The sequence below is a fragment of the Marinobacter aromaticivorans genome, assembly GCF_002806975.1.
Lineage (GTDB): Bacteria > Pseudomonadota > Gammaproteobacteria > Pseudomonadales > Oleiphilaceae > Marinobacter > Marinobacter aromaticivorans.
In genome coordinates this window covers 161,592-186,449 of sequence record NZ_NIHD01000002.1, presented here as the reverse complement: position 1 = coordinate 186,449, position 24,858 = coordinate 161,592, and the positions used below count along the sequence as shown (strand labels likewise).

Sequence of the window (24,858 nt, the reverse complement as noted above, 5' to 3'; positions counted from 1 at the left end):
ACTCTTCTCATGCTCAGCATACTCATGATCGGCGCAGGCGGTATTGGCGGTTATTACGGCGCAAGGCTGGCTGAGGCCGGGCACCGGGCTGTGCTCACGGCTCGCGGTGCGCACCTTGCTGCCCTGCAGAAAAACGGCCTCGTGGTTCATTATGAAGAACGGGTGATAGAGTGCCGGGTACCGGCGGTTGATCATGCCGCACTGATAAAGAACTACCAACCCGCCGATTTTGATGTGATTGCAGTTGCCCTTAAATCCACCGCGACAAAAGCCGTGCTGGGAGAGCTTGGCCAATGGCTGGCGCGAAGTGAGGTGCCGGTTCTGTCGTTGCAGAATGGTGTGGACAACGAGCCTCTGATCGCCCGAATGCTGGGCGACACCCGCGTTCTCGGTGGCCTGGCTGTGCGTATCGGCGGCCATATTGTTGAACCCGGTGTTATTGCGGCGGAAGGTGTGGCACAGATTGTCATGGGCGAATGGCCTTGCGCTCCGGCGGAACAGGATGCCCGCCGCCCGCTGCTGGAGATCCTGCAAAGTGCCTTTGAGCAGGCAGGCATTCCCACAACGATTTCAGACGATATTCGCTATGAGCTCTGGCGCAAGCTGGTGATCAATAATGGCGTTAATCCGCTTTCGGCACTCACCGGGCTGGATACACAAAGCCTGACCCGGCATCCGGCGTTCAGCAAGATTGTCTACGGCATGATGGCGGAGACCGCCGCTGCAGCCAAGGCCGATGGCGTGGAGCTTGGCAAACCGGATGTGGACGAGATGTTCGGGCTGATCAGCAGCTTTAATGCCATCAAAACCTCCATGCTGGTGGATAAGGAAAAGGGGCGCCCCCTGGAACTGGACAGCATCGCGGGGGCTGTGCTTCGCCGTTCGGAAGCACTCGGTACTGATGCACCTTACACAGCTACCGTAAGCGCGCTTCTGGAACACGGCCTAGGTTAGCGATCCGTCAGCTTGATCTCGATGCGCCGGTTTTTCTGCAGGGCTTCTGGTGTGGTGCCCTCGGCAACCGGGAAAAACTCGCCAAAGCCGGCTGCGACCATACGGTTCTCTGGCACGCCCTGGTTTGCCAGGTAGCGCACCACTGCCACGGCACGGGCGGTTGATAACTCCCAGTTTGAGGGGAATTGTGGCGTATTGATGGGAATCAGGTCGGTGTGGCCATCAATGCGCAGGATCCAGTCAAGATCCCCGGGGATGGTTTTAACCACATCCAGAAGAACTCCCGCCAGTTTGTCGAGCTCGCGCTTGCCCTCGGCCCCGAGGCTGGCCGAGCCGGACGCGAACAGCAGCTCCGAGGGCAGCAGGAAGCGGTCACCGACAACGCGGATGTTTTCATTGGCGGCCAGAATGTTCCGCAACCGTGAGAAAAATTCCGACTGGTACTGTTCCAGCTCGTTGACGCGCTCCGCCAGTAGCGTATTCAGGCGTTTGCTGACGTTCTCCAGCTCGCCTTCTTTTTCCGCAGTCAGTTCTTTTTGCAGCTTCAAAGCAGAGGCTATCTGTCGTAACTGGCTCTGCAGCGATGCAATCTGATTGGATAAGCGCATGATCATGTTTTGCTGGCTGGCGGACAGCTCATCCTTTTCATCCAGCTCCCGGTTCATATTGGCCAGCCTTTCAGCCCTGGCTTCGGCATCGGCGGTTTGTTGCATTAACTGGTTGCGTGAGGCGTCCAGCCGTTCCTGAAGGTCCTCGTTGCGGCTCAGGCTGTCGCTGAGGTTGCTTTGAACCGTGAGCACCTGTTGCTCCAGTGCTTCGGTTTTGCTCTGTTCCAGCCCCAGCAGTTGCGAGATTTCGTTCAGCCGCTGGTTCAGGCGGGCCAGCTCTGTGTTGCGGTCAGACAGCGTCTGGGACAGATAAAGCTGGCTCACCACGTACACCAGCAACATGAATATCACCAGCATCAGCAGGGCAGACAGTGCATCCACGTACCCTGGCCAGACATTGGTGTTGTTGCGGCTGCGGCGTCTGGATCCGATCATGGCTGGTTTTCATCAGCGTTGAACGGGTCTACCAGGTTGGTTACACCGGTAAGCCACTCCTCCAGCCCGTCGTAGAACCGGTTCTGGGCATGGCCCGCCTGGATATCGAGAAAACCCAGAATCAGGGAGCCACCAAGACCGAGAAGAGAAGAGCTGAAGGCGGTGCCCATGCCTTGCAGTGGCGTCAGCAGCCCCGCCTGGAGATCGGCAAACACCTTGCCGAAATCGCCCTGGCCCATATCCAGATTGGTAATCACCTCGCCCACCGCATTGATGGTGCCCAGCAGGCCCCAGAAGGTACCCAGCAGCCCCAGAAATACCAGCAAGCTGATGAAATAACGGGTGATTTCTCGCTGTTCATCCATGCGGGAGTGAATGCCATCCAGAACCGTACGCAGTGACAGGGTGGAAAGCTTGAAACGGTCGCGCTTGGATTCTTCACCAAGCTGTCGCGCCAGGGGTTTGAGCAAGCGTGGCTCCTGCAGTACCGAGAGGCCGGAGTGGCCAGTGCGGAACTGGGATATCCAGCGCAATTCGGGGAACAGCACGAACACCTGCCGATAGGTAAGCCCGATGCCAATAAGCAATACGCCAACAATCAGCAGATTGAAAACCCAGTTGGCCATAAACGCGGATATCAGAGGCTTGTGGATCAGCACGCCAACGATCGCGACAACCGCGAGAAAAAAGGTCATCCAGAAAAGGGTGTGTTTAGGATTACTCATGGAAAAGCCAGCCTTTTGAGATGTTCTTCAGAACGTTAGCACAGACTGGCGGATCATGGAGCCCGATTTGCGGCAGATTCGCTAAGTGAGGTTCCCCGGCCAGGCAAATGGCCGGGGGGATGTTCAGGGTTTCAGCCTTCCTGCAAGGCCTGAACCACGGCTTTGGCGGCGCCCTCGGATGACGCCGGGTTCTGGCCGGTGATCAGCTTGCCATCCACAACAATGTGCGGCGCCCAGTCGTCACCTTTGGAATAGGTTGCCGTGTTTTCCTTCAGCATGTCTTCGAGCAGAAAAGGCACAGTGGAGGCAAGGCCAACCGCTTCCTCTTCGCTGTTGCTGAAGCCGGTTACTTCGCGGCCGCCCACCAGGTTCTGGCCCGGTTTGATCTCCACGTTCTTGAACACCGCCGGCGCGTGGCATACGGCCCCGATCACCTTGTCCTGTTCGTAGGCGGTTTTGATCAGTGCAATGGATTTGTCGTCGTCAACCAGATCCCACAGAGGCCCATGCCCGCCGGGGTAAAAAATGGCGTCAAATTCGTTCATGTCCACATCGGCCAGCTTTTTCGTGCTGGCGAGGGATTCCCGGGCATGGGCATCCGCCTGAAAGCGGCGAGTGGTGTCGGTGAGGGCTTCATCGGCCTCACTGTTCGGGTCCACAGGCGGCTTGCCGCCCTTGGGTGATGCCAGGGTTATGTCTGCGCCGGCGTCGCGGAATACATAATAAGGCGCCGTGAATTCCTCCAGCCAGAAGCCGGTCTTGTGCCCGGTATCGCCCATCTGATCGTGAGACGTAAGAACCATGAGAATTTTCATAGTGCCTGTCCTTTTCGTTGGGAAGTGATTGTCATCTGCTTTTACCTGACCTGTTACCTTTCTTGCGGCGTAAATGTATTAATTCAACCGTCGTGCCCGGCGTCTTTTTTACGTAGTCTGGCCGCATGTAGATTCGCGGGCGTCTATACTCTGCGCAGATCGTTGCAGATAAATGCGCGCAATAGCATATGGAGATGCCTGTGGAGATACCGGTAGGGAGGCAATAGATCATGCGAGTAGTCATTGCGGTTTTGCTGCCGGCCCTGATGATCTTCTGCACTCATGGAGCAGCGGCACCACCCTGTAAGATCCTGACGGCGAGTGGTAATCCTGAATACCCGCCACTGCTTTGGGAGGATGATCGCGTTCCGGGGCATCTGACCGGCGCAGCCATCGCATTTCTCGCGGAGATTCTTGAGCCCCTCGGAGTAAAACTGGACGTACAGAGTCCCGGTTCATGGGCCCGGGTTCAGCGCCTTGCAAGAGTGGGAGAGCTGGACATGATCGCCGGAGCGTTCATTACCTCGGAACGTATCCAGTACATGGATTACCTGCTGCCACCTTATATGCACCTGCCTACGTCCGTTTGGGTGCCCGCAGGCGAGACGTTCACCTATCGTCACTGGCCGGACCTGGAGAACAAGCGCGGAAGCACGCTGATCGGCAACAGCTTTGGTCAGGGCTTTGACCGCTACGCCGAACAAAACCTGGAAATAATCAAGGTCAGAACCATTGAGCAATCCTTTGAAATGGCGCTTGCCGGGCGTGTTGATTACGTTCTCTATGAGCGCCTGCAGGGGCAGGTAAAGCTGCAGCGGCTAGGGATGGCCAGGAAGTTCGTGCCGCTGGATGTGCCCGTCAGCAACGAAGGGCTTTTCTTTACCTTTTCCAAGAACTCGCCATGCAATACCTTTGAGTTTCGTGAGCTTATCGCAGACCGGCTGTATACTCTGGTTCAGTCGGGCCGGCTGGATGAAATCATCAAGGAATATGCGGCCCGCTACATGTATCTTCGGCCTTAGTGCCTCAGAGATAAACCACTGAACCGGCAAGAGAGTTTTATCAGTATGGCAATCTGGACCCGCACCCCGGATCTTGAGCAGCTGGCGAAAGCCAGTGCAAACACAGCAGTCAGCTACATGGGTATTGAGTACACCGAAATTGGTGACGATTACGTGACAGGGCGTATTCCGGTTGATGAACGCACGGTTCAGCCCTTCGGAATTCTCCATGGTGGTTCATCGGTATTGCTGGCCGAAACACTGGGTAGCATGGCGGCAAACTGCTGCCTGAAAGACCCGGGTACCGTTGCCGTCGGCCTGGAGATCAACGCTAACCACATACGTCCCGTTACCAAAGGCTGGGTTTATGGAACGGCCAGGCCGGTACACATTGGCAACGCGACTCAGGTGTGGGAAATTCGCATGGAAAACGAAGAGGGTAAAACCACCTGTATTTCCCGCCTGACCATGGCGGTTACCCGGCGCCCCTGAACAGGCTCAGAACTGCGGGAAAAGGTGTACCCTGTCCCGGCCTTCGGTCTTGGACAGGTACATGGCTTCATCGGCCCTTGATAAAAGCGTTTCAAGGCGTTCGTCTTCCGGCACCAGCATGGCCACCCCGAAGCTGGCGGTGGGCCTGAGCACGTCCTGCCTGAACCGAACCCGCAGCTCCTGAAGCAGGAAGCGCAGCCGTTCTGCCAGTTCCATGGCCTGTTCCTGGGAGGTGTCTGGCAGCAGTACGGCAAATTCCTCGCCGCCGATACGTGCTGCGATATCAGATTCACGAATCCTGGACAAAAGCAGGTTGCCCACTTCCCGCAGAACTGCATCGCCAGCCTCGTGGCCGTAACTGTCATTAATCTGCTTGAAGTGATCCAGGTCGAACATGATGGCAGCCAGGCTCGTCTGGTTCCTGTGTGCCTGTTTCAGATACTTGCGGCCAAATTGAAAAAAGGCCCGGCGATTATTCAGCCGTGTGAGCCCGTCCTGCCGGGAGTCGGCTTCTGCTTTCTTGTGGGCCTCTTTCAGGGCAAGTTCCATGTTCTTGCGATCGGTAATGTCGGTAGCGATTTCCAGGCGAACCAGGCGCCCGTCCGTCCATTCAATGGCCTGATCACGGCACTGATACCAGCGTTTATTGACTTTGTTCTGGAATTCCCAGACATGAATGCCCGTAGCCTCGCCACGGTTGTCAACGAGCAAGTGGTTGGTGCAGAAACTGCAAGGGCCGTCGGCGTTTTGCAGGACCTCCCAGCATGTCTGGCCATGCTCGAAGCTGCCCAGGTTCTTGTAGCCATAGGCATTCATATACAACAGCTCGTGGGTGTCGAAATCGGCGACATACACCAGGGCGTCAAGGTTGTCGAGAATCGTCTGGAGCCCTGCATTGGTAACGGACCCTGAGGAAGCCGAAGGGTCCGCAGGGTCGGAATCAACCATCCGGGCAGGAATCGTGCGCGAGGCCTTACAGGTAGTCATTGGCGTCAGTTTCCGGGTATTCGGCGCAGTATAGCAGCGATTAGCCGAAAGGTGGCAGCTTCGGTTCCGCTACCGGTTTGCCGGCTTCCTGCCAGGCATCAAAGCCGCCTTCAATCGACTGCACATGCAGGTAACCCATGTCCTGCAGTACCTTTGCACAGAGCGCGGATCGCCCCGAATTTTTGCAGTAAAGCACGATGTTCATATTCCGGTCAGCCAGTGTCGGGTCGTTGCTGAATTTGAACTCCAGAAGCCCCCGGGAGACATTCGTGGCTTGGGGGATGTGGCTGTGCCGGTACTCGTCGGCATCGCGAACATCCAGTAACAGATCCGCCGCCTGAATGGCGCTGTCGGCTTCCTCCAGGGGAATCTCCTGAATATGCTGTTTCGCTTCTGCAACAAAATCCTGGGCTGTTTTCATAACGGATTCTCCGCACTGTGTGAATGTGTGTTCAGGTTAAGACATATTGCCAAGGCGCGTCACCTGTCAGTTGTGTTAAATTCATCGCCAAGGTGTAATAAGGAAGCTATTTAATGGCCCCGCAGGAAACCAGTAAAGGCGTTTTATACGGCTTGTCTGCATACATAATGTGGGGCTGTTTCCCGCTGTACTTCGCGTTGTTTGAAGGCGTGCCGGCGTGGGAAGTGGTGGTTCACCGGGTGCTCTGGTCGTGTGTGTTTCTGGCCTTTATCATCACCTTCCTGAAACGCTGGCAACCGGTAAGGGTTGCTTTGGCGCAGCCATCGAAGCTCGGGTACGTACTCGGTTGTGCGGTACTGATTGCAGTGAACTGGGGAGTTTATATCTACGCAGTGGAATCGCGCCAGGTTTTACAGGCCAGTCTGGGCTACTTTCTTACGCCTCTGGTTAACGTAGGGTTGGGCATGCTGGTGCTCAAGGAAAGCATTTCCCGGTTACAGATTGTGGCTGTGGCGCTGGCGGCCACCGCGATTCTTTACCAACTCTTCTTGCTGGGTATTGTGCCCTGGATAACGCTGTTGCTCGCTTTCAGTTTTGGAACCTATGGTCTGCTCCGCAAGCAGGTGGCCCTTGACGGATTATCAGGGTTGTTTGTGGAAACGCTGCTCCTGTTCCCGGTGGCCATTGTTGTGCTCTTGGCACTGGGTTATGCAGGGGTTTCACATTTCGGGGAGAGCACTGCAATCACAATGCTGTTGCTTTCCAGTGGCGCTGTAACGGCTGTTCCCCTGCTGGCCTTTGCGGGTGCGGCACGAAGGTTGCGCCTTTCCACCGTCGGCTTTCTGATGTACATCAACCCGACGATCCAGTTTCTGATCGCGCTGGCGGTGTTCGGCGAACCTTTAAGCCCGGAAAAGCTGACGAGCTTTATCATGATCTGGGTCGCTCTGGCGATCTATTCATGGTCGGCCTGGTCGGGGCGTGCCACGCCTGCTGCACCATAAAAATCATTCCATCGTTTCCAGGAATTGTTCAAGTTCTGTGGCCAGCCATCTCACAACTGCACCTCCTTGGGCCTGTTCCGATTCCAGTGCGCTGAACACTTTCCACCAGCGTGCGCTGCGGTGGTGCACAATTTTAAGCTTGTCTTGCTTCAGAGCCTCTGAAATCAGGGGCAGGGGAAGGTCTGCCCAGCCCGCGCCATCAATCACCGCATCCCGGATCAGTTCGTATTGGGTAAAGGCCAGGTAGTTAGCGGTTTCCGGTGACTCGGCTACCAGTCTGTCGTTTTGCATAAAGGCAAGGGTGACTTCAGTAAAGCTGACAAGGTCATCCTGGGTAACCCGTTTGAGCTTGCTTAGCGGGTGCTCCGGCGCGGCCACCGTGAGCATGCGTACATCGGCAAGTTCCCGAAACCATTGATAACCCTCACTCAGCAGTTCAGGCATAAGGCCGTAGGCCACGTCCACAGACTGGTTTTTGACCAGCGCTGGCAATTCCCTGGGCGTGGCCAGGTAAATGGAAAGGCTGGTCTGGGGAAAACGGATTTTTAGCCGGCGCAGGAGGTCACGCCAAACCGGTTCCGGAACCGAATCGTCCCGGGCAATCCGCAGGATCGACTCGGCACCGCTGAGGTGATGCTGGCAGCGCGCGAATATCTGCCCGGCCACCTGATCGAATCGGCGGCAATCTGTCACTATGGCCTGGCCGATGGTGGTCAGTTGTAACTGGTTGCCACTGCGCTCGAACAGCGCAACGCCAAGCTCGTCTTCCAGCGCTGCCAGGGCAGTGCTCACAGTGGTGCGGCTCCGGTTAAGCTCCCGGGCTGCTGCGGCTATGGTGCCATTACGAACCACGGCCAGAAATACCCTTACCTGTGATGTTTTCAATGAATCCTCCCGAGGTGACGGATTTTCCGTCGGTCACCGACTCACGCTGTCAGTTATACCGCGATAATATGCCGGTAATTCATGGGAGATCAAAATGTTCAAGTCTATAGCGCGGGAAAATACGGCGCTGAGTTTGTCGGCAATAGCGGCGGGTCTGTTTGCCCTGGCCGGCATTACCTGGGGTTTATGGATTGATTCACTGGTTATCCTGTTTGATGGCGCCTATTCGCTGGTCAGCCTGCTGCTGTCACTGCTGTCGTTATACGCTGCGCGGATTGTGCGCCGCCCGGCCAGCAAAGAATACCCGTTTGGCCGGGGAGCTGTTGAACCTCTGGTGATTGCTGTTAAAGGGCTGGTGATTGCGCTGGTGTGTGTCTTGTCTCTGGCTTCTGCCATTGCGGCTCTGCTTGAAGGTGGACGTGCCGTGAGTGCCGACAAGGCACTGGTGTTTGCTGCTGTGAGCGTTCTGGGTTGTGCTGCAGTGTGGGTATACCTGAAGTGGGCAGAGCGCCTTGAATCCTCCGGTCTGCTGGAAGCAGAGCAGCGTCAGTGGTTTATGGATTCAGTTCTCAGCGCTGCGGTAGTTCTTGGATTTGCCATAGCCTGGTGGCTGGAGAAGAATGGCCTGACTGCCTGGGCTGTGTATGCCGACCCGGTAATGATGGTGGTTATTTCAGCCTATTTTATTCTGGTGCCCGTGAAAATGACGGTTGGTGCCGTGCGGGAACTGATGCTGGCCGCGCCTCCGGCAGAGTTTGCAGAAGAGGTTCACGATGCCCTGAGCTCCGTAGGGCTCGCCCCCGAGCAGGTAAAAATGGCCAAGGTTGGCCCCAACCTGATGATGGAAATCAGCCTCCCGGCCAACTGGTCCGGACAGTCAGACCGCTTGAAGTGGAGCCTCCTCAGGCATCTTTCGGGACTTCCTGTGCGCCCGGCGATTTTCATCCGCAGCCTGATCAGCTAACTTGGGCGGTATGAAACAACCGATAACTGCATACCACAAAGATGAAGAAGACCACTGGGTTGCCCGGCTGGCTTGTGGCCACAACCAGCATGTGCGCCACACGCCTCCCTGGGTCAACCGGCCCTGGGTAATCACGGAAGAGGGCAGGCGCGCCATGCTGGGTTTTGAGCTGGATTGCCGCAAGTGTGACGAGGGAGCGCCCCGCGATTTTGTCCCGGACAAGCGATAATCTTATTCAAGATATTCCGTGCCTTGCCGTTAATATCAGGAGACAACGCTTTTCCGAGGACCTGCCGTAATGAATTTCCTGAACAACCTGCGCATACGAACCCGTCTGCTTCTTGCCGTGCTTATCCCCGTTCTGGTTACTGCGGTAACCCTGGCCTGGATTTCAGTAAACCAGATACAGGCTAACGGAGAGGCAGAGTTAAAGCGCCTTGAATCAAGCCTTCTGGAGGCACGGAAGGACGGCCTGAAGAATCTGATTGATGCCGCGAAAGCGGTCGTTCTCGAAGCAAAGAACAACCCCGAACTGTCTGAAGAGGAAGCCAAAGCACAGGCAGCATCTCGCTTGCGGAGCATCCGGTTCGAGGAAACCAATTACATATTTGCCTATGACCGGGCAGCGCGTGCCGTGGCGTATGCACCGGATATTTCCAGAGAAGGCAAGGAGAGCGGGTCGGTGGCCAGAAAACTTGTAGGCAACCTGTTCCGTGCAGCAGAGTCGAACGGCTACCTTGCATATGACTGGCCTAACCCGTCGTCGGGTAAAGAGGAACCCAAGGTTTCATACTCTACGATCATTCCGGGGTGGGACTGGATGATCGGCGCTGGTGTTTATATTACTGATATCGACCGGCAGGTCGCCGCTGTACGTGTTGAAATCGAGGAAAAAATAGTCGCAATCCTTGGCTTTATTGTGCTGGTAACGATCGGTGTTGTGGTGGTTTCCTTGGTGATTGGTGTTTTCGTGGGCCGCACGGTAACCCGCCCGATCAAGAGTGTCAGCGATATGATGCAGGAGATCGCCGACGGCGACGGTGACCTGCGCCAGCGTTTGCCGGAAGAGGGCAGCGATGAGCTGTCAGAACTGGGTCGCCGTTTCAATGCCTTTGTTGTCAAGATACAGACCACCATCCGGGAAGTGGGCGCTACCACGGACCAGGTGGCGTCTGCGGCCGAGGAGCTCAGCCGGGTTGCCAACGAAACCCGTGCCTCGGTTCAGGAGCAGGGCTCGGAAACCGACCAGATTGCCTCTGCAATCAATGAAATGGCGGCCACCATCCAGCAGATTTCCGGCAATGCCAACGAAGTTGAGAGCGCTGCATCCGATGCTGACCGCATGGCCCGCGACGGCGGTGAAACTATCGCCAATGCCCAGGGTGCAGTGAATAAACTGTCTGAAGAAATCCAGCAAAGCGCTGAAAGCATCAATGCCCTTGCGGAAAAATCAGATGATATTCAGCAGGTTCTGGATGTGATTCATGCAGTTACCGAGCAGACCAACCTGCTGGCACTGAATGCTGCGATAGAAGCGGCCCGGGCCGGCGACCACGGCCGGGGGTTCTCTGTAGTTGCGGATGAGGTGCGGCAACTGGCAAGGCGCAGTGCCGAGTCGGCGGACCAGATACGGGAAATGATTGATGGCTTTGTAAGTGAGTCGCGTTCCGCCGTCGAGCGTATGAACCGCTCCCGGGATCGTTCAGCCGAGACTGTAGAGCGTATTAACCATGCAACCGGCGCACTGACGACCATCAAGAAATCAGTGGGCCAGATTCACGATCAGGTGGCCCAGATTGCCACCGCTGCAGAACAGCAAAGCCAGGTGGCGGAAGAAATAAACCAGAACGTGATTCGCATTGTTGATGCGGCGCAACGCAGCGATACCGGTGTTACCCAGACCAATGAAGCCAGCCAGGAGCTTGCCCGGCTGGGCGAGACCCTTCGGGATCTGGTGAGCCAGTTCAAGGTCTGACACCCAGCGAGGCAGGCTTTACAAAAAGGAATTGTGCGGTGCCGGGAGTTTTTTGCAGGGCTCTCTTGGCGCGGAGTGTAAACACGGGCTAGTATTGCACTCGTTCGAGCGACAAAAACGCGACATAAAAAAACGATAAATGGTGCTAACGATGATGACTCGTCTGTTCAGAATGGCGGCGATCACGCTGTTGTTCTCTGTCAGTTCGCTTGGTGTGGCGGCAGAAAACTACACCCTCAGGCTTGCACAGACCTGGGGTCCCAATTCGCCAATTCTTGGTGAAACCACCGAAAACATGGCCAAAATGGCCGAGGAAATGTCTGGCGGCCGCCTCAAGATCCGTATTGACAGCTCCAACAAGCACAAGGCCCCCTTTGGTATTTTCGATCTGGTGCGCAATGGTCAGTACGACATGGGCCACACCGCCTCTTATTACTACAAGGGCACGATCCCCAATGCCATGTACTTCACCACCATACCCTTTGGCCTGATTGCTCCTGAAATGTATGCCTGGTTCTACCACGATGAAGGCATGGAGCTGATGCAGAAGGTGTATGAGCCCTTCGGCCTGCTGTCCTTCCCCGGTGGCAATACCGGTAACCAGATGGGTGGCTGGTTCAACAAGGAAATCAATTCTGTAGCGGACCTCAAAGGCCTGAAAATGCGGACTCCCGGTTTTGCCGGTGAAGTTATGTCCGAGCTGGGTGTTGCGGTAACCAACCTGCCCCCGGGAGAACTGTACACAGCGCTTGAGCGTGGTACAGTCGACGCCGTTGAATGGGTAGGGCCGGCCCTCGACTTCCCGATGGGGTTCCACCAGATTGCGAAATATTATTACTCAGGCTGGCAGGAGCCGGGTGCCGAAGTGCAGTTCCTGATCAATGAGAAAGCCTGGAACAAGCTGCCGGCGGATCTGCAGGCCATCCTGCGCGTAGCCATGCGCACAGCGGCTTATGATATGTACATCCAGACCACTCACGAAAGCGGCGTGGCATGGAGTCGCATGAAAGAAGACTATCCCCAGGTGACACACAAGACGTTCCCACCGGAAGTCATTGATGCGATGCGCGAGGCAACCCGGAAGTTGCTGGCGGAGGCAGCTGAGAAGGATGAGCTGGCGAAAGAAATCATCAACTCCCAGCACGACTATCTGAAGCAGGTTCGTCAGTGGACGAACATTTCAGACAAAGCGTACCTGAACAGTATTGCTACCGACTGACCTCCCGCCACCTGCACCCTGGCTGTTGCGATAGCCAGGGTGCGCTCTTTGCCGAACAATCCCCGAAATCGTGGTGCTAAAATCCCGCACTACCCTTTTTATGCAGCGTGCTTTCTGAAAAAATACGCGGCTATTTCGTTTTTCAGGCAGGGCTGATGACTAAGACACTCTTATCGCTGAGCGGCATCAGTAAGCAGTTTGACGGCAAAACCGTGCTGGATGAGCTCAGCCTGAAGATAGATGATGGCGAGTTCATTACGCTTCTGGGCCCCTCCGGCTGCGGAAAAACCACCCTTTTGCGCATGATGGCGGGTTTTGAGCTTCCGGACCGGGGCACCGTTACCCTGTCTGGTATGGATATTACCCAAACCCCACCGGAGAGCCGCCCGCTTAATACCGTTTTCCAGAACTACGCCCTGTTTCCCCACATGTCGGTTTTCGACAACGTGGCCTATGGCCTGAAGATGGAAAAACGGCCGAAAGCCGAGATACGTGAGCGGGTTGAAGAAGCCCTGGCCATGGTTCAGCTTGAAGACTTTGCCAGGCGCAAGCCGCACCAGCTTTCCGGCGGGCAGCAGCAGCGGGTGGCGATTGCCAGAGCCGTGGTGAAGCGGCCAAAGATGCTGTTGCTGGATGAGCCTTTGTCTGCACTCGACTACAAGCTGCGCCGCACCATGCAGGTGGAACTCAAGCGCCTGCAACGGGAATTGGGCATTACCTTTGTGTTCGTGACCCACGATCAGGAAGAAGCTTTGTCCATGTCTGACCGCATTGTGGTGCTCAAGGATGGTTATATTCAGCAGCTCGGCACCCCCCGGGAAGTCTATGAACGCCCGGCAAATGTGTTTACCGCGCGTTTTGTGGGGCAGACCAATTTCTTCCCCGGTCGTGTTACCGCAATTGCAGGCGAGCGGATCAGTGTGGATGTGTTTGGCCTGAACCGGGAGCTGAGCATGCCGTCGTTCCGCGTTACCATGAATCAGCCACTGCATGTGCTGCTGCGCCCGGAAGATATCCGCGTACTTGCGCCCGATGATACCGAAGGGGTCGCAGGCAAGATCGTAGAGCGCAACTACAAGGGCAGCACACTGGACTCGGTGATCGAACTGGAAGACGGCAGCCAGGTGATGGCCAGCGAATTCTTTGATGAAGACGACCCCACCTTCGATTACAGCATTGGTGAACGGGTGCGTGTGAGCTGGGTGGATGGCTGGGAATGGTTGCTGGCGGAAGAAGGCGATGAGCCACTCACCGACGAAGAGGAGCTGGCCGCTGATGATGCAGAGCATTAAGCAGCAGCCGTTCCGGGCGGCTGTTCTGGTGCTAGTGTGGGGCTGGCTACTGTTCCTCGTACTTGCGCCCAACATGCTGGTGGTGGGCGCAAGTGTCATGACCCGGGACCCTGCCACTTTTATCTCTCTGCCACTGAACCTGGACGCCTACCGGCAACTGTTCAATCCCCTGTACCTGGATGTGTTTCTCGCTTCCCTTTACATGGCGGCCATGACCACATTGATTTGCCTGTTGATTGGCTATCCCTTTGCCTGGGCTTTGTCGCGGGTGGAAAAACGCCGGCAGATGTTGCTGATCTTCCTGTTGATTGTGCCCTTCTGGACCAACTCACTGGTGCGCACCTACGCGCTGAAGCTGATTCTGGCCACCAACGGCCTGTTGAACAGCGCGCTCTCGTCTCTGGGCCTGATTGACCAGCCAGTGCAACTTCTGTACACCGAAGGTGCGGTGATTGTTGGCCTGGTATATTTGCTCTTGCCCTTTATGATTTTACCCCTGTACTCGGTATTTGAAGATTTGCGCCAGGATGTTCTGCTGGCTTCCCACGATTTGGGTGCAGGCCGGTTTGCTACCTTCAAAAACGTTGTCGTACCTCTGACGCTGCCCGGCGTGTTGGCGGGGGTGATGCTGGTGCTGTTACCGGCCATGGGTTTGTTTTTCGTGCCGGATATTCTGGGTGGGTCCCGCAACTTGCTGGTAGGTAACGTTATCAAGAACCAGTTTCTGGATGCCCGCAACTGGCCCTTTGGCGCGGCCGCCAGCATAGTGCTGACCCTGTGCATGGCATTGCTGATGTTCGCCCACCGCCTGAGTAAACGCCGCCTGGGTGAGGAGGGCGTGTAATGCCTTGGCTCTCCCGCAGTTATCTTGCATTGGTATACCTGCTTCTGTACGTGCCGATTGTGGTTCTGGTGGTGTTTTCTTTCAACGATTCCCGCACAGGCTACAACTGGGGCGGTTTCAGCCTGCGCTGGTACGAATCGTTGTTCAATAACCACGCCATGGTCCAGGCCATGTGGAATTCTCTGTGGCTTGCTCTTACGGCTGCTACTGTGTCTACATGCATTGGCGCGCTCACCGCACTGGCGCTGCACCGCTATCGTTTCCGGGGAAAAAAAGCACTCAATGGCATGCTCTTTGTAGTGATGATGTCGCCAGAGATCGTGCTGGCGATTTCACTGCTTGGGCTGTTCTTGCTGCTGGGCCTGAAGCTGGGGTATGTATCCCTGCTGCTGGCCCACGTAACCTTCTGCCTGCCGTTTGTGGTGATCACTGTGATGGCCCGGCTCACCGGTTTTGATGAGCGCTTGCCGGAGGCGGCGCGGGATCTTGGCGCCAGCGATTTCACCATGACCCGTACCGTGTTGATCCCGGTGATCATGCCGGCGTTAATGGCGGGTTGGTTGCTCGGCTTCACCCTCTCCATGGACGATGTGGTGGTGAGCACCTTCGTGAGCGGGCCCAGTTACGAAATTCTGCCACTGCGCATCTATTCCATGGTGCGCGTGGGGCTCAAACCTGAAGTAAACGCACTTGGCACTCTGTTGCTGGTATTCTCGCTGGCAATGCTGATGTTATCGCAATGGATTCTTTCAAGGAGCAAACAATGAAGAAACTCGCACTGGCGGGCCTGTTGGCCCTGGGTCTGACTGGCTGCAGTTCTGACGATTCACAGGTACTGAACCTGTACAACTGGTCAGAGTACATGCCACAGGAAGTACTGACGCGCTTTGAGGATGAAACCGGCATCAAAGTGGTGTACACCACCTATGACAGCAATGAAGCCATGTATGCCCGGCTAAAACTGCTGAACGAGAGTGCTGCATACGACCTCGCCGTGCCCTCAACCTACTACGTCAGCAAAATGCGCAATGAAGGGCTGCTGATGCCCATCGACCAAAGCAAGATCAGTGGTTTTGATCAGCTTGATCCGGAACTCACCGGCCTGGATATCGACCCGAACAACCAGTACAGCGTGCCTTATCTCTGGGGCACAACGGGCATTGGTGTCGATACTGCGGATGTTGAAGGCGAGCCGGTGACCGCCTGGGCAGATCTGTGGGATGAGCGCTTCAAGGGCCGGGTGAACCTGACCAATGACATGCGCGAGGTTTTCCACATGGGCCTGCGGGTGCTGGGTTATTCCGGTAACAGCACCGACCCGAAGCAGATCGAAGAAGCCTATGAAAAGCTGACGGAACTGATGCCATCCGTGCGCACCTTCAACTCAGATGCGCCCCGCATGCCTTTCCTGGAAGGCGAGGCCGATGTGGGCATGATCTGGAACGGTGAAGCCGTTATGGGCAAGGACAGCATGGAAGCGCTGGAGTATGTGTATCCGGAAGAAGGCGTTATCGCCTGGCTGGACAGCTTCGTGATTCCGAAGAATGCCAAAAACCCGGAAGCGGCTCACAAGTTCATCAGCTTTGTGCTACAGCCGGAAATCGCGGCACTGATCAGCGAGGATATCGGCTACGCCACGCCGGTGCTGCCGGCAAGAGAGTTGCTTGGTGATGAAGTTGCCGGCGATCGGGCCAGCTACCCCACGGCGGAAGACATGGTTAATGCCGAATTTCAGACGGACATCGGGGATGAGGCGTTGCAGATCTATGCCAGATACTGGGAAAAGCTGAAATCCGGCCTGTAAAAACGGTTGCTCCGGCTTGAAGACTGGCCCTGGCATGAGATCGTGCTGCCGCAAGGGCAAGGGTATGAAAACAAGACGCTGTGATGAAGGCGCATTTTTGTGGCAGCGATGTGGTGTGTCGCTACGGTGGTGAGAAGTTTGTGATGATCCAGTTTCAGACCACCAGCACCGGGCACTTGGCGTGGGAGGCTACCCGGTGAGAAACACTGCCCAGGAGCATTCCGTCTTTGCCGCTGTGCGTACCCCGGGCGCCCACTACGATCAGGTCCGCTTCCTTGTCCTGTGCAAAACTTATAATGACCTTTGAAGGCCGGCCGGCTTTAACAAAACCACGCACCTTAGTCGCACCATGTTCCTTGGCCATTTCCTTGGCGTGATTGACCACTTCTTTGGCATATTCCGAAAGCACCTTGTCCGGAATATCAATGTCGGCTGGCCGGCCTATGGAAAGTGATGCCTCGAACAGGCTGTGATGTTTGTAAACACAGAGAATGAAGATTTCAGCTTCAGGGATAAGCTTCTGCAGCTCGATGGCCTTTTCCAGAGCCTTGAGTGAGGTTTTGGAGCTGTCCACCGCCACCAGTATCCGTTTGAACATGATTATCTCCTTAAAAAAACAGATCCGGTTGCCTGTCAGTCTGCGAAGGTAACATCACGCAGGAACAGGGCAATGTCCGGGAAGGCAATGATCAGGCCCGCCGCAGTAACAAGCATGAGAATAAACGGGGGCGTGCCCCGGATAACGTCCAGGTAGGGCCGTTTGAAGATCGCAATCGCCGTAAAGATGTCACAGCCAAAGGGCGGTGTTGCCGAACCTATGGCTACCTGCAGGGTAATGAGCACCCCCACCAGCACCGGATCCAGCCCCGTCGCTTCAACGGCGGGCGCGAATATGGGCGTGAGCACCAGGATGACAACAATCGGGTCCACAAACATGCAGGCAATAAAAAACGCAATGCAGATGGCCAGAAGCACGCCTACCGGGCCGGCCTGGTTAACACCAACAGACTCAAGAATTGCCTGGGGGATCTGTGCAAAGGAAATGATCCAGGAGAACCCATTACCAACTGCCACCAGAATGAATACCACTGCCGTGATCAGGCCGGTGGATTTGGCAATCTTGTAGATCTCGCCAATTTTCAGAGAGCGAAATACGATGAACTCCAGCAAGAACGCGTATAGCACACAAACCGCCGCTGCTTCAGTCGGGCTGAAGATGCCACCGTATATTCCGCCCACAATGATAACCGGAAAAAACAGGGGCCAGATGGCATCACGGACAGAGACGGCGCGCTGCCTCCAGGATGCCTTGGGTTCAGTGGGTACATCGTTTTTGTAGGCATAGAACAGGCAGTAAAGCGAGAACATGAACAGGATAAGTATGCCTGGCCCAATACCTGCAATAAACAGCTCTGCAATGGAGGTCTGGGAAATAACCCCGTATATGATCATGCCGATGCTGGGGGGAATCAGGAAAGCAATGTCACTGGAGTTGATGATCAACGCCAGGGTAAACGAATCGGAATAGCCGGCCTTGAGCATTTTCGGGCGTAACGGAGAACCGACAGCGACAACGGTTGCCTGGGTAGAGCCTGAAACTGCGCCAAAAAGAGTGCAGGACGTGGCAGTACTGATCGCCAGCCCGCCCTTTACATGCCCGATGAACGCCATGACCATATTGATCAGACGGTCTGCAGACTGGCCGCGGGTCATGATGTCTGCGGCAAGAATGAACATGGGTACTGCAATGAGCGAGGCGGGTCGTATGCCACCCATCATTTGCTGGATGAACGTACCCATCTGACCAAAGCCATCGAACATCATGACAAAGCCAACGACGGCGGCGGTGGTCAGCGGAATCATCATCGGGAAGCCCAGGAGTAGCAGCCCGATCATGATGATCATAAGAATTGTCGCCATAGCTGTGCCCTTTTTTATTGTGCCCGGGTGGCCGGGTCAGACTTCCGATTCTGAATCAGCGTAACCGTCAATCACACCGGTGGAGAGATAAACGTCCTCACTGGTGAGATTCTTGATGGCTGTGAGAAAATATTGGATGCCGGTAACGGCAAAGCCCACGGGTGCCCAGATGTAAATCCACCAGATCTCAAAGCCCAGCGCGGGAAGAATGCGGCCGCGGCTGTACAGGGTCTCGATGTAGCCGTACGAGTGATAGCACAGGAAGAACATCACGGCGGAAGTGAACAGGGCAATAATAATCATCAGCACTTTTCTGCCTTTGGGAGGCAGCGCATCGTAAACAGCGGACATCCGGATGTGACGACCGTAGCGTGCCGCGTAGCCGATACCCGCAAAGGTGACCAGAATAATCAGGATGCGGTTGATCTCGCCGGAGAAAAAAAGGCCTTCCCCGAATACGAAACGTGCAACAACGTTAACGCAGGTATTGATGGCCATCAGAATCACGCCAGCAGCCAGAATAACGGCCTCAGCTTTGGCGATCCATCCATCCACGGTTCCCAGAAACCCGGGCAGGCCGGACTCGAAAGTGCCGGTGTCGTCATCTATCTCCGGGGAGTTCTCGGACATGGGGTCTGCTCCAGATCATGTCGCTCCCTGCCGGTTTTTCATGTCGGGCGGGGCGGGTTATTGGTTCAAAAACCTATCTGCCGGCGGGCGCCGGCAGATAGAACGACATAAAATCAGTCGTTTTGTACTTTTTTCAGGTCTTTCTTGAACTGGTTTAACAGCTCTTTACCACTTTCACCTGTCATTTCAATAAACTTCTTCTCCACCTGAGGAGCTCTTGCCTTGAAGGCCTTGATCTGCTCTTCATTCAGGCGGGTAACGGTCACCTCATCGCTGGCTTTCTGAATTTTCGCAAGTGCTTCGTCGGCAAGGCCATCAATGTGCTCAATGATCTCTTCGAACGCGTAATCTGCAGCGTTCTGGATCAGTTCCTTGTCTTCGTCAGACAGGCTGTCGTAGAAATCCTTGTTGGCCATGGAGGCCGTGGTGAACCAGCCGTGGCCCGTGAATATCAGGTTGGGTGATACTTCATACAACCCGCCGGACTCGATCCAGAAAATCGGATTTTCCTGGCCATTGATCATGTTGGTCTGCAGTGCACCGTACACTTCACCCCAGGGCAGTGGCGTTGGTGTTGCTCCGAAGGCGGAGTAGGTTTCCGACAGCAACGGGTTGGTCATAACCCTGATTTTTTTATTCTGAAGCCCTTCCGGTGTTGTGACGGGTTCATCCAGAGTGATAACAAACTCGCCTTCCGGGTACATCTGAAGCAGCTCAAGACCTTTTTCAGCATAGAGCTTGGGGAAATCCTCATTGATGGCCTCACTCTCACGGAAAAACTCGATCACCGTCTCCATGTCGGTAGGCATCAGGTAAGGAATGAAGAATATCTGTGCTTCCGGGATCAGGGCGCCGGTAAAGCCCGGAGACTGGTTAACAAAGTTCAGAATCCCCGCCTGGGTCTGTTCCATGATGTCATCAGACTCACCGAGTTCGCCGAAGCGATAAACCTGGAGTGTGTGGTCCGAGTTGTCCTCGATGTATTCCTTGAATTTGTATGCGTATACATCCTGTACGTCGCCTTCGTACTCTTCGTGGGCATAGCGCCAGTTGGCTGCGCTCACGGAGTTAGCGGCTGTCATTGCCGCGAATGCGAACGCTGAAATTCCGGCCAGTTTCTTGAATTTACTCATGCTGCTCATCGGTTTTTCTCCGTTCGTTTTTTTTCAGATATTTATTGTTACATTATAAGAGACTGGCAAAACTCGGCGACTTTCGCAAGAAATTGGCTTCATTGGTTTGTTTATGAACAGTGCCTGTTCAGCGGGTGCCAGCCCTTGAAAGGAACGCCCTGAATTCTATTTTAACCCGGTCAAGGCTGTTCGCCAGCCGGGTCTTTGCTGCTGCGATGGTCAACGGCATGAGCCTCAGTCTCGCCGGGTTTCTTCGAGTATATCCAGTGCATGACGGCGTTTTGCCGGGTCGTGAATGTCCACGGTAAACATAAGCTCATCAACCTCCACGGTGGCCAGCAGTTCCCGGATCTGTTGCTTTATGGAGGCGGCATCGCCCAGTAGCTGAAGCCCCAGAAAATCCTTTACAGCGGCTTGTTCACCCGCAGTCCAAAGCCCGTCCATGCTATCTACCGGAGGTTTCATCCACAGCGGCTGGCCCCGGAAAAGCGCGAGAATGCGCTGGTAGCTGGTGGTTGCCAGATGCTTTGCTTCGTCTACAGAGTCTGCCGGCACGGCAGGCACCGCCAGCATGGCATAAGGCTGCTGCAACTGCTCAGAAGGCTGGAAGTTGTCCCGGTATACCTTGAGGGCTTCACGATACAGGCGTGGCGCAAAGTGGCCGGCAAAGGCATAGGGCAGGCCGCGCATGGCTGCGAGTTGCGCGCTGTAGAGGCTGGAGCCGAGCAGCCAGAGCGGTACCCTGGTGCCGGCACCGGGAATGGCTTTAACCGCCTGCCCGGGCTGCAGGGGCCCCAACAGGGACTGCAACCGGGCAACGTCTTCCGGGAACTGTTCCGCGCCCAGGCCGTCCCGGCGCAGGGCGCGGGCCGTAATGGGGTCGGTGCCCGGAGCCCGGCCCAGGCCAAGGTCTATGCGGCCCGGGTAGAGGCTTTCCAGCGTGCCGAACTGTTCGGCGATTACCAGTGGTGGGTGGTTTGGCAGCATCACGCCCCCGGAGCCCACCCGAATGCTTTGGGTCTTGCCGGCAATGTGGCCAATCAGCACTGAAGTCGCAGAGCTGCTGATGCCCTCCATGTTATGGTGCTCCGCCAGCCAGAATCGCTTGAAGCCCAGCTTTTCAGCATGTTGGGCATAGGCCACGCTGTTTTTCAGGGTGGTGCCCACGGAGTCACCTTCGCGAACCGACGCGAGCTCTAATAGTGAGTAGTCAGGATGTTTGCTCATAGTGTTAGGATAACATCTGAGGCCAGCATTGCCTCTGGCGATTTATGAATACCGGGGTACCACAACGTGATTCATTGTGAGGGAAATCATTGTGCAGCAGAGCGCCTATTATGAAGACGACACCACGCTGGCCCAGTACCTGGAATTTCATTATGGTGAGCAGTGGCATGGTGAAGCCAATTTTCCCCGTGGGCTTGCCCGGGTAGCGATTGATGCAATGGACGGTCGCCGGCCCGGGCGCGCCCTGGATATCGGTTGTGCCTGCGGTCGCACCAGCTTCGAGCTGGCACGGGTTTTTAACCATGTGGATGGCATCGATTTCTCCCGCAAGTTTGTGGAGCAGTGCCAGGTGATGGCCCGTGACAGGGTGGTGCGTTATGCCCGCCCTGAGGAAGGCGCTCTGGTTACCTTGCAGGAGCGCTCCCTGGCGTCCCTGGATCTGGAGGAAACCGCAGAGCGGGTAGCTTTTCATCAGGGGGATGCCTGTGATCTGGGGCCCGAGTTTACCGGGTACGATCTGGTTCTGGCGGGCAATCTTATAGACCGGCTATACGACCCGGCGCTCTTCCTCACACGCATACATGAGCGGTTAAACGAAGACGGGTTGCTGCTGATTGCATCCCCTTATACCTGGCTGGAAGACTACACGCCGAAGGACAAGTGGGTGGGGGGCTTCCAGAAGGACGGAGAGGACTACACCACCCTTGATGGCCTGCACGACATGCTGGAACCGAACTTTACCCTGTTGCTGGAGCCTCGCAGCCTGCCCTTTGTAATCCGGGAAACGCGCAACAAATTCCAGCACAGTTTTTCGGAGCTGACGGTCTGGGAGAAGAGCAGAGTCTGAAGCATACCGACGGCAGCTGGCCAGACAGCCTAGCTGCCCGTAAATGCGGCAGGCCGTTTGCCAACAAAGGCGGCCGCGCCCTCCCTGAAATCGTCGGTTTCTGCGGCTTTCAGAAAAGCCTGACGCTCTGCTTCCAGCTGCGCCGCCAGAGGCCTTCCGCCGGCATCGTCCACAAGGCGGCGGAAGGCACCAAAGGCTCTGGTAGGGCCGCTGGCAATCCTGTTTGCTGTGGTTGCCAATACAGTATCGAAAGAGTCCCCGGAGGCGACCTCGGCGACCAACCCCCAGTCTTTTGCCTCCTTTGCTGTCAGTTGCCGGCCCAGCAGCATCATTTCCGAAGCGCGCGCTGCGCCGATTTTGCCGGGCAGAAACCGGGTGCCCCCGCAGTCTGGTACAGCGCCAATGCCATTGTAGGCAATAAGGAACTTTGCATTTTCTTCCGCCACGATAATATCTGCCATCAGCGCCAGGCTGAGCCCGGCGCCAGCTGCCGCGCCCTTAATACCGGCAACCAGCGGAGCGTCCATCCCTCTTAGCAGGAGAATGGCCTGATTCAGGGGAACGAGCAGGCCGTTAATCACATCTCTGGTCTGCTCCGGCGTGCCCGCCATGCTCGCCACATCACCGCCGGCCATGAACGCCCGCCCGGCCCCTGTCATCACAATACAACGCAGCCCCGGCTGCTCGGCCAGGGCTTGAACCCCGGCAAGAAAGGCGCTGGCCATGGGAACATTGATGGCATTAAGAACCTCGGGGCGGTTGAACGTCAGGGTTGCAACGCCGGTTTGTCTGTCAAATACGGAGATTACCGGGGTGGTGGTCATTGATGTGGTATCCGTTGGCATGAGAGCTTATGTGGTTGCATAACAGACTATCTTGGTTTTTGCGGCTGGAATAGGCTACTTTAAATCTTGTCCAGCAAATTCGCCTGGCGCATATGAAAAGAACAACAACCACAATCTGCGGATGTGCGGGGAAGAATGTCCAGTATCCTCGAGATCAATAATCTTTCGCTCTCTTTTGGCGGTGTCAAGGCGCTGCAGGACGTCAGCTTCCGTGTGCCCGAAAATACCGTAACTACCGTGATCGGCCCGAACGGTGCAGGCAAAACCTCACTGTTCAACTGCATCTCCGGGTTTTACAAGCCACAGCAGGGCACCATTCATTATCAGGGTAAAGCTCTGGCAGGCACAAAACCGCCCGTCCGGGCTGCCATGGGCCTTGCCCGCACTTTCCAGAATATTGCCCTGTTCCGGGGGATGACCGTGCTCGATAACATCAAGCTTGGCGCCCACGTGCACATGCAAAGTGGCCTGCTGGGCGCGCTGGCGTATTTCGGTGCTGCGCGCCGGGAAGAAATGGCCGTGCGTGAGCATGTAGAACGGCACATTATCGATTTTCTGGAGATCGACCACATACGGCGCCAACCGGTAGCCAGTTTGTCTTATGGCCTGCAGAAACGGGTGGAGCTGGCCCGCGCTCTGGCCATGCGGCCAAAAGTGTTGATGCTGGATGAGCCGGTGGCCGGAATGAACCGGGAAGAAAAGGAAGACATGGCCCGCTTCATTCTTGATATCCGGGAGGAATGGGGCGTTACGGTGCTGATGGTGGAGCATGACATGGGCATGGTCATGGATATTTCTGACCATATTGCCGTACTCAATTTTGGCCAGGTTATTACCGAAGGCCCGCCTGCGGAGGTGCAGAACAACCCGGAAGTCATCGAAGCCTATCTGGGTACCAGTGATATGGACAGCCTGCGCAGGAAACTGAACCAGGAACGCGAGGTAGCTTGAGTGGACTGGTTATTCTTCGGTGAGATCAGCCTGGCGGGATTGGCCATGGGCGGGCTTTATGCCCTGATTGCCCTGGGTTTCGTCATTATTTACAAGGCCACTCGGGTCATCAACTTTGCCATTGGCGAAATCATGATGTTCGCGGCTTATCTGTTTCTGGCCTTTGCCGGTGGTATGGAAATGTCGCCCTGGGTGGCGCTGCCGCTGGCAGTGCTGGGGGGGAGCCTGCTGGGTGGAGTGATCGAGAAGGTGATGATCCGCCCTATGCTGGGAGAGTCTTCCATTTCAGTAGTAATGGTTACTATCGGCATCGCCAGTATTCTGGTGGGGCTGGTAGAACTGGTATGGGGGGCGGATCCCCAGCTTCTGCCGGGCTTTCTGCCACGCAAGCCGGTGTTTATTGGCGAGATGTACCTGGCGCCCAAAATTGCCTATGGCTTTCTTATTGGCGCCGCACTTCTGGTTGTTTACCTGCTGTATTTCCGGTTTTCCCGCGGTGGCGTGGCGCTGCGGGCAACAGCTTCGGATCAGGCGGCGGCTTATTCCATGGGCATCAACGTGCGCAGGGTATTCAACCTGGCCTGGGTGTTTGGTTCGCTCGCCGCGTCGCTTGCGGGTGTGCTGGTGGCGGCTACCGGCGGGCTTAGCCCTCAGTTTGGCGCCATAGGCCTGAGCGTGCTGGTGGTGGTGATTGTGGGAGGGCTGGACAGCATCCTGGGTGCACTGATTGCGGGGGTCTTCATTGGCTGGCTCGAGACCGTTGCCGGCGCTTACCTGGGTGGTGAATACCGTATGCCGGCGACGTTTGCCGTGCTGGCCGCGATTCTGGTGCTCCGGCCCTACGGCCTGTTTGGCACCCACGAAATAGAGCGCGTGTAAG

At 56.0% G+C, this 24,858-nt stretch carries 27 protein-coding genes; 15 read left to right on the top strand and 12 right to left on the bottom strand.

The genetic code is table 11. The features are described 5' to 3' along the window. Positions 1-9: 9 nt before the first annotated feature. Positions 10-954 (top strand): ketopantoate reductase family protein, encoded by a 945-nt coding sequence (locus CDH48_RS03700; protein WP_227520927.1) that lies wholly within the window; start codon positions 10-12, stop codon positions 952-954. Here the strand turns inward: CDH48_RS03700 and CDH48_RS03695 are convergent. From CDH48_RS03695 to CDH48_RS03685, 3 genes are all read right to left on the bottom strand, one after another. Beyond that, positions 951-1,997, bottom strand: coding sequence for a peptidoglycan -binding protein (locus tag CDH48_RS03695; RefSeq protein WP_100687381.1), 1,047 nt, complete (start codon positions 1,995-1,997; stop codon positions 951-953). The genes CDH48_RS03700 and CDH48_RS03695 overlap by 4 nt on opposite strands. Beyond that, positions 1,994-2,722: a MotA/TolQ/ExbB proton channel family protein gene (locus CDH48_RS03690; protein WP_100687380.1), complete on the bottom strand. Its 729-nt coding sequence runs from the start codon at positions 2,720-2,722 to the stop codon at positions 1,994-1,996. The genes CDH48_RS03695 and CDH48_RS03690 overlap by 4 nt, the downstream gene beginning before the upstream one ends. Before the next feature lie 131 nt (positions 2,723-2,853). Further along, positions 2,854-3,537 (bottom strand): type 1 glutamine amidotransferase domain-containing protein, encoded by a 684-nt coding sequence (locus tag CDH48_RS03685; RefSeq protein WP_100687379.1) that lies wholly within the window; start codon positions 3,535-3,537, stop codon positions 2,854-2,856. Between the two features lie 230 nt (positions 3,538-3,767). Between CDH48_RS03685 and CDH48_RS03680 the strand changes: the two genes are divergently transcribed. Next, on the top strand, positions 3,768-4,559 hold the full coding sequence (locus CDH48_RS03680; RefSeq protein WP_227520926.1) for a substrate-binding periplasmic protein: 792 nt from the start codon (positions 3,768-3,770) through the stop codon (positions 4,557-4,559). 45 nt (positions 4,560-4,604) lie between these two features. Beyond that, positions 4,605-5,030 (top strand): hotdog fold thioesterase, encoded by a 426-nt coding sequence (locus tag CDH48_RS03675; protein ID WP_100687378.1) that lies wholly within the window; start codon positions 4,605-4,607, stop codon positions 5,028-5,030. Between the two features lie 6 nt (positions 5,031-5,036). Here the strand turns inward: CDH48_RS03675 and CDH48_RS03670 are convergent, their stop codons facing one another. Both CDH48_RS03670 and CDH48_RS03665 read right to left on the bottom strand, forming a co-directional pair. Beyond that, positions 5,037-6,017 carry a sensor domain-containing diguanylate cyclase gene (locus tag CDH48_RS03670; protein WP_227520925.1) on the bottom strand — a complete coding sequence of 327 codons (981 nt, stop codon included), beginning with the start codon at positions 6,015-6,017 and terminating at the stop codon, positions 5,037-5,039. A 40-nt stretch (positions 6,018-6,057) separates the two neighbouring features. Then, positions 6,058-6,438 carry a rhodanese-like domain-containing protein gene (locus CDH48_RS03665; protein ID WP_100687377.1) on the bottom strand — a complete coding sequence of 127 codons (381 nt, stop codon included), beginning with the start codon at positions 6,436-6,438 and terminating at the stop codon, positions 6,058-6,060. A gap of 113 nt (positions 6,439-6,551) precedes the next feature. Between CDH48_RS03665 and rarD the strand changes: the two genes are divergently transcribed. Beyond that, positions 6,552-7,442 carry an EamA family transporter RarD gene (gene rarD, locus CDH48_RS03660; RefSeq protein ID WP_100687376.1) on the top strand — a complete coding sequence of 297 codons (891 nt, stop codon included), beginning with the start codon at positions 6,552-6,554 and terminating at the stop codon, positions 7,440-7,442. A gap of 3 nt (positions 7,443-7,445) precedes the next feature. On the opposite strand, the gene CDH48_RS03655 is transcribed toward rarD, so the two are convergent. Beyond that, positions 7,446-8,327, bottom strand: coding sequence for a LysR family transcriptional regulator (locus CDH48_RS03655; protein ID WP_100687375.1), 882 nt, complete (start codon positions 8,325-8,327; stop codon positions 7,446-7,448). A 94-nt stretch (positions 8,328-8,421) separates the two neighbouring features. On the opposite strand from CDH48_RS03655, the gene CDH48_RS03650 reads away from it, so the two are divergent. The 8 genes from CDH48_RS03650 (at position 8,422) to CDH48_RS03615 (ending at position 16,425) form a co-directional block, all read left to right on the top strand. Next, complete coding sequence (locus tag CDH48_RS03650; protein WP_100687374.1) at positions 8,422-9,291, top strand: cation diffusion facilitator family transporter; 870 nt, start codon at positions 8,422-8,424, stop codon at positions 9,289-9,291. A 10-nt stretch (positions 9,292-9,301) separates the two neighbouring features. After that, positions 9,302-9,520 (top strand): DUF3565 domain-containing protein, encoded by a 219-nt coding sequence (locus CDH48_RS03645; protein WP_100687650.1) that lies wholly within the window; start codon positions 9,302-9,304, stop codon positions 9,518-9,520. 69 nt (positions 9,521-9,589) lie between these two features. Further along, entirely contained in the window at positions 9,590-11,266 is a 1,677-nt protein-coding gene (locus CDH48_RS03640; protein WP_100687373.1) for a methyl-accepting chemotaxis protein, read from the top strand. Positions 11,267-11,420: 154 nt separating this feature from the next. Then, complete coding sequence (locus tag CDH48_RS03635) at positions 11,421-12,485, top strand: TRAP transporter substrate-binding protein (RefSeq protein WP_100687649.1); 1,065 nt, start codon at positions 11,421-11,423, stop codon at positions 12,483-12,485. A gap of 155 nt (positions 12,486-12,640) precedes the next feature. After that, entirely contained in the window at positions 12,641-13,777 is a 1,137-nt protein-coding gene (gene potA / locus CDH48_RS03630) for a spermidine/putrescine ABC transporter ATP-binding protein PotA (RefSeq protein WP_100687372.1), read from the top strand. Continuing rightward, positions 13,761-14,621 carry a spermidine/putrescine ABC transporter permease PotB gene (potB, locus tag CDH48_RS03625; protein ID WP_100687371.1) on the top strand — a complete coding sequence of 287 codons (861 nt, stop codon included), beginning with the start codon at positions 13,761-13,763 and terminating at the stop codon, positions 14,619-14,621. The genes potA and potB overlap by 17 nt, the downstream gene beginning before the upstream one ends. Next, entirely contained in the window at positions 14,621-15,388 is a 768-nt protein-coding gene (gene potC / locus CDH48_RS03620; protein ID WP_100687370.1) for a spermidine/putrescine ABC transporter permease PotC, read from the top strand. The genes potB and potC overlap by 1 nt, the downstream gene beginning before the upstream one ends. Further along, positions 15,385-16,425: an extracellular solute-binding protein gene (locus tag CDH48_RS03615; protein ID WP_100687369.1), complete on the top strand. Its 1,041-nt coding sequence runs from the start codon at positions 15,385-15,387 to the stop codon at positions 16,423-16,425. The genes potC and CDH48_RS03615 overlap by 4 nt, the downstream gene beginning before the upstream one ends. 154 nt (positions 16,426-16,579) lie before the next feature. Here the strand turns inward: CDH48_RS03615 and CDH48_RS03610 are convergent, their stop codons facing one another. The 5 genes from CDH48_RS03610 to CDH48_RS03590 form a co-directional block, all read right to left on the bottom strand. Then, positions 16,580-17,023 (bottom strand): universal stress protein, encoded by a 444-nt coding sequence (locus CDH48_RS03610; RefSeq protein WP_100687368.1) that lies wholly within the window; start codon positions 17,021-17,023, stop codon positions 16,580-16,582. A 35-nt stretch (positions 17,024-17,058) separates the two neighbouring features. After that, positions 17,059-18,345, bottom strand: coding sequence for a TRAP transporter large permease (locus CDH48_RS03605; RefSeq protein WP_100687367.1), 1,287 nt, complete (start codon positions 18,343-18,345; stop codon positions 17,059-17,061). Positions 18,346-18,381: 36 nt separating this feature from the next. Continuing rightward, positions 18,382-18,975, bottom strand: coding sequence for a TRAP transporter small permease (locus CDH48_RS03600; protein ID WP_100687366.1), 594 nt, complete (start codon positions 18,973-18,975; stop codon positions 18,382-18,384). A 113-nt stretch (positions 18,976-19,088) separates the two neighbouring features. Beyond that, complete coding sequence (locus tag CDH48_RS03595; RefSeq protein WP_100687365.1) at positions 19,089-20,117, bottom strand: TRAP transporter substrate-binding protein; 1,029 nt, start codon at positions 20,115-20,117, stop codon at positions 19,089-19,091. Positions 20,118-20,342: 225 nt separating this feature from the next. Continuing rightward, positions 20,343-21,335, bottom strand: coding sequence for an LLM class flavin-dependent oxidoreductase (locus CDH48_RS03590; RefSeq protein ID WP_100687364.1), 993 nt, complete (start codon positions 21,333-21,335; stop codon positions 20,343-20,345). Positions 21,336-21,426: 91 nt separating this feature from the next. On the opposite strand from CDH48_RS03590, the gene CDH48_RS03585 reads away from it, so the two are divergent. Then, a complete protein-coding gene (locus CDH48_RS03585; RefSeq protein ID WP_100687363.1) occupies positions 21,427-22,182 on the top strand; it encodes a putative 4-mercaptohistidine N1-methyltransferase in 756 nt (251 codons plus the stop codon). 29 nt (positions 22,183-22,211) lie between these two features. Here the strand turns inward: CDH48_RS03585 and CDH48_RS03580 are convergent, their stop codons facing one another. Then, positions 22,212-23,006, bottom strand: a complete 795-nt coding sequence (locus CDH48_RS03580; protein ID WP_100687362.1) for an enoyl-CoA hydratase/isomerase family protein — start codon at positions 23,004-23,006, stop codon at positions 22,212-22,214. 156 nt (positions 23,007-23,162) lie between these two features. Here CDH48_RS03580 and CDH48_RS03575 point away from each other — a divergent pair, with 156 nt between their 5' ends. Then, positions 23,163-23,978 (top strand): ABC transporter ATP-binding protein, encoded by an 816-nt coding sequence (locus tag CDH48_RS03575; protein ID WP_100687361.1) that lies wholly within the window; start codon positions 23,163-23,165, stop codon positions 23,976-23,978. Beyond that, positions 23,979-24,857: a branched-chain amino acid ABC transporter permease gene (locus tag CDH48_RS03570; RefSeq protein ID WP_100687360.1), complete on the top strand. Its 879-nt coding sequence runs from the start codon at positions 23,979-23,981 to the stop codon at positions 24,855-24,857. Position 24,858 lies beyond the last annotated feature (1 nt).

What these genes read in the sequence shown, in the direction of transcription:
- CDH48_RS03690 (WP_100687380.1), bottom strand. Translation starts at nt 2,722, where the DNA reads ATGAGTAATCCTAAACACACCCTTTTCTGGATGACCTTTTTTCTCGCG.
- potC (WP_100687370.1), top strand. Translation starts at nt 14,621, where the DNA reads ATGCCTTGGCTCTCCCGCAGTTATCTTGCATTGGTATACCTGCTTCTG.
- CDH48_RS03580 (WP_100687362.1), bottom strand. Translation starts at nt 23,006, where the DNA reads ATGACCACCACCCCGGTAATCTCCGTATTTGACAGACAAACCGGCGTT.
- potA (WP_100687372.1), top strand. Translation starts at nt 12,641, where the DNA reads ATGACTAAGACACTCTTATCGCTGAGCGGCATCAGTAAGCAGTTTGAC.
- CDH48_RS03700 (WP_227520927.1), top strand. Translation starts at nt 10, where the DNA reads ATGCTCAGCATACTCATGATCGGCGCAGGCGGTATTGGCGGTTATTAC.
- CDH48_RS03615 (WP_100687369.1), top strand. Translation starts at nt 15,385, where the DNA reads ATGAAGAAACTCGCACTGGCGGGCCTGTTGGCCCTGGGTCTGACTGGC.
- CDH48_RS03650 (WP_100687374.1), top strand. Translation starts at nt 8,422, where the DNA reads ATGTTCAAGTCTATAGCGCGGGAAAATACGGCGCTGAGTTTGTCGGCA.
- CDH48_RS03645 (WP_100687650.1), top strand. Translation starts at nt 9,302, where the DNA reads ATGAAACAACCGATAACTGCATACCACAAAGATGAAGAAGACCACTGG.
- CDH48_RS03680 (WP_227520926.1), top strand. Translation starts at nt 3,768, where the DNA reads ATGCGAGTAGTCATTGCGGTTTTGCTGCCGGCCCTGATGATCTTCTGC.
- CDH48_RS03635 (WP_100687649.1), top strand. Translation starts at nt 11,421, where the DNA reads ATGACTCGTCTGTTCAGAATGGCGGCGATCACGCTGTTGTTCTCTGTC.
- CDH48_RS03600 (WP_100687366.1), bottom strand. Translation starts at nt 18,975, where the DNA reads ATGTCCGAGAACTCCCCGGAGATAGATGACGACACCGGCACTTTCGAG.
- CDH48_RS03665 (WP_100687377.1), bottom strand. Translation starts at nt 6,438, where the DNA reads ATGAAAACAGCCCAGGATTTTGTTGCAGAAGCGAAACAGCATATTCAG.
- CDH48_RS03605 (WP_100687367.1), bottom strand. Translation starts at nt 18,345, where the DNA reads ATGGCGACAATTCTTATGATCATCATGATCGGGCTGCTACTCCTGGGC.
- CDH48_RS03670 (WP_227520925.1), bottom strand. Translation starts at nt 6,017, where the DNA reads ATGACTACCTGTAAGGCCTCGCGCACGATTCCTGCCCGGATGGTTGAT.
- rarD (WP_100687376.1), top strand. Translation starts at nt 6,552, where the DNA reads ATGGCCCCGCAGGAAACCAGTAAAGGCGTTTTATACGGCTTGTCTGCA.
- CDH48_RS03595 (WP_100687365.1), bottom strand. Translation starts at nt 20,117, where the DNA reads ATGAGCAGCATGAGTAAATTCAAGAAACTGGCCGGAATTTCAGCGTTC.
- CDH48_RS03640 (WP_100687373.1), top strand. Translation starts at nt 9,590, where the DNA reads ATGAATTTCCTGAACAACCTGCGCATACGAACCCGTCTGCTTCTTGCC.
- CDH48_RS03610 (WP_100687368.1), bottom strand. Translation starts at nt 17,023, where the DNA reads ATGTTCAAACGGATACTGGTGGCGGTGGACAGCTCCAAAACCTCACTC.
- potB (WP_100687371.1), top strand. Translation starts at nt 13,761, where the DNA reads ATGATGCAGAGCATTAAGCAGCAGCCGTTCCGGGCGGCTGTTCTGGTG.
- CDH48_RS03675 (WP_100687378.1), top strand. Translation starts at nt 4,605, where the DNA reads ATGGCAATCTGGACCCGCACCCCGGATCTTGAGCAGCTGGCGAAAGCC.
- CDH48_RS03685 (WP_100687379.1), bottom strand. Translation starts at nt 3,537, where the DNA reads ATGAAAATTCTCATGGTTCTTACGTCTCACGATCAGATGGGCGATACC.
- CDH48_RS03695 (WP_100687381.1), bottom strand. Translation starts at nt 1,997, where the DNA reads ATGATCGGATCCAGACGCCGCAGCCGCAACAACACCAATGTCTGGCCA.
- CDH48_RS03590 (WP_100687364.1), bottom strand. Translation starts at nt 21,335, where the DNA reads ATGAGCAAACATCCTGACTACTCACTATTAGAGCTCGCGTCGGTTCGC.
- CDH48_RS03575 (WP_100687361.1), top strand. Translation starts at nt 23,163, where the DNA reads ATGTCCAGTATCCTCGAGATCAATAATCTTTCGCTCTCTTTTGGCGGT.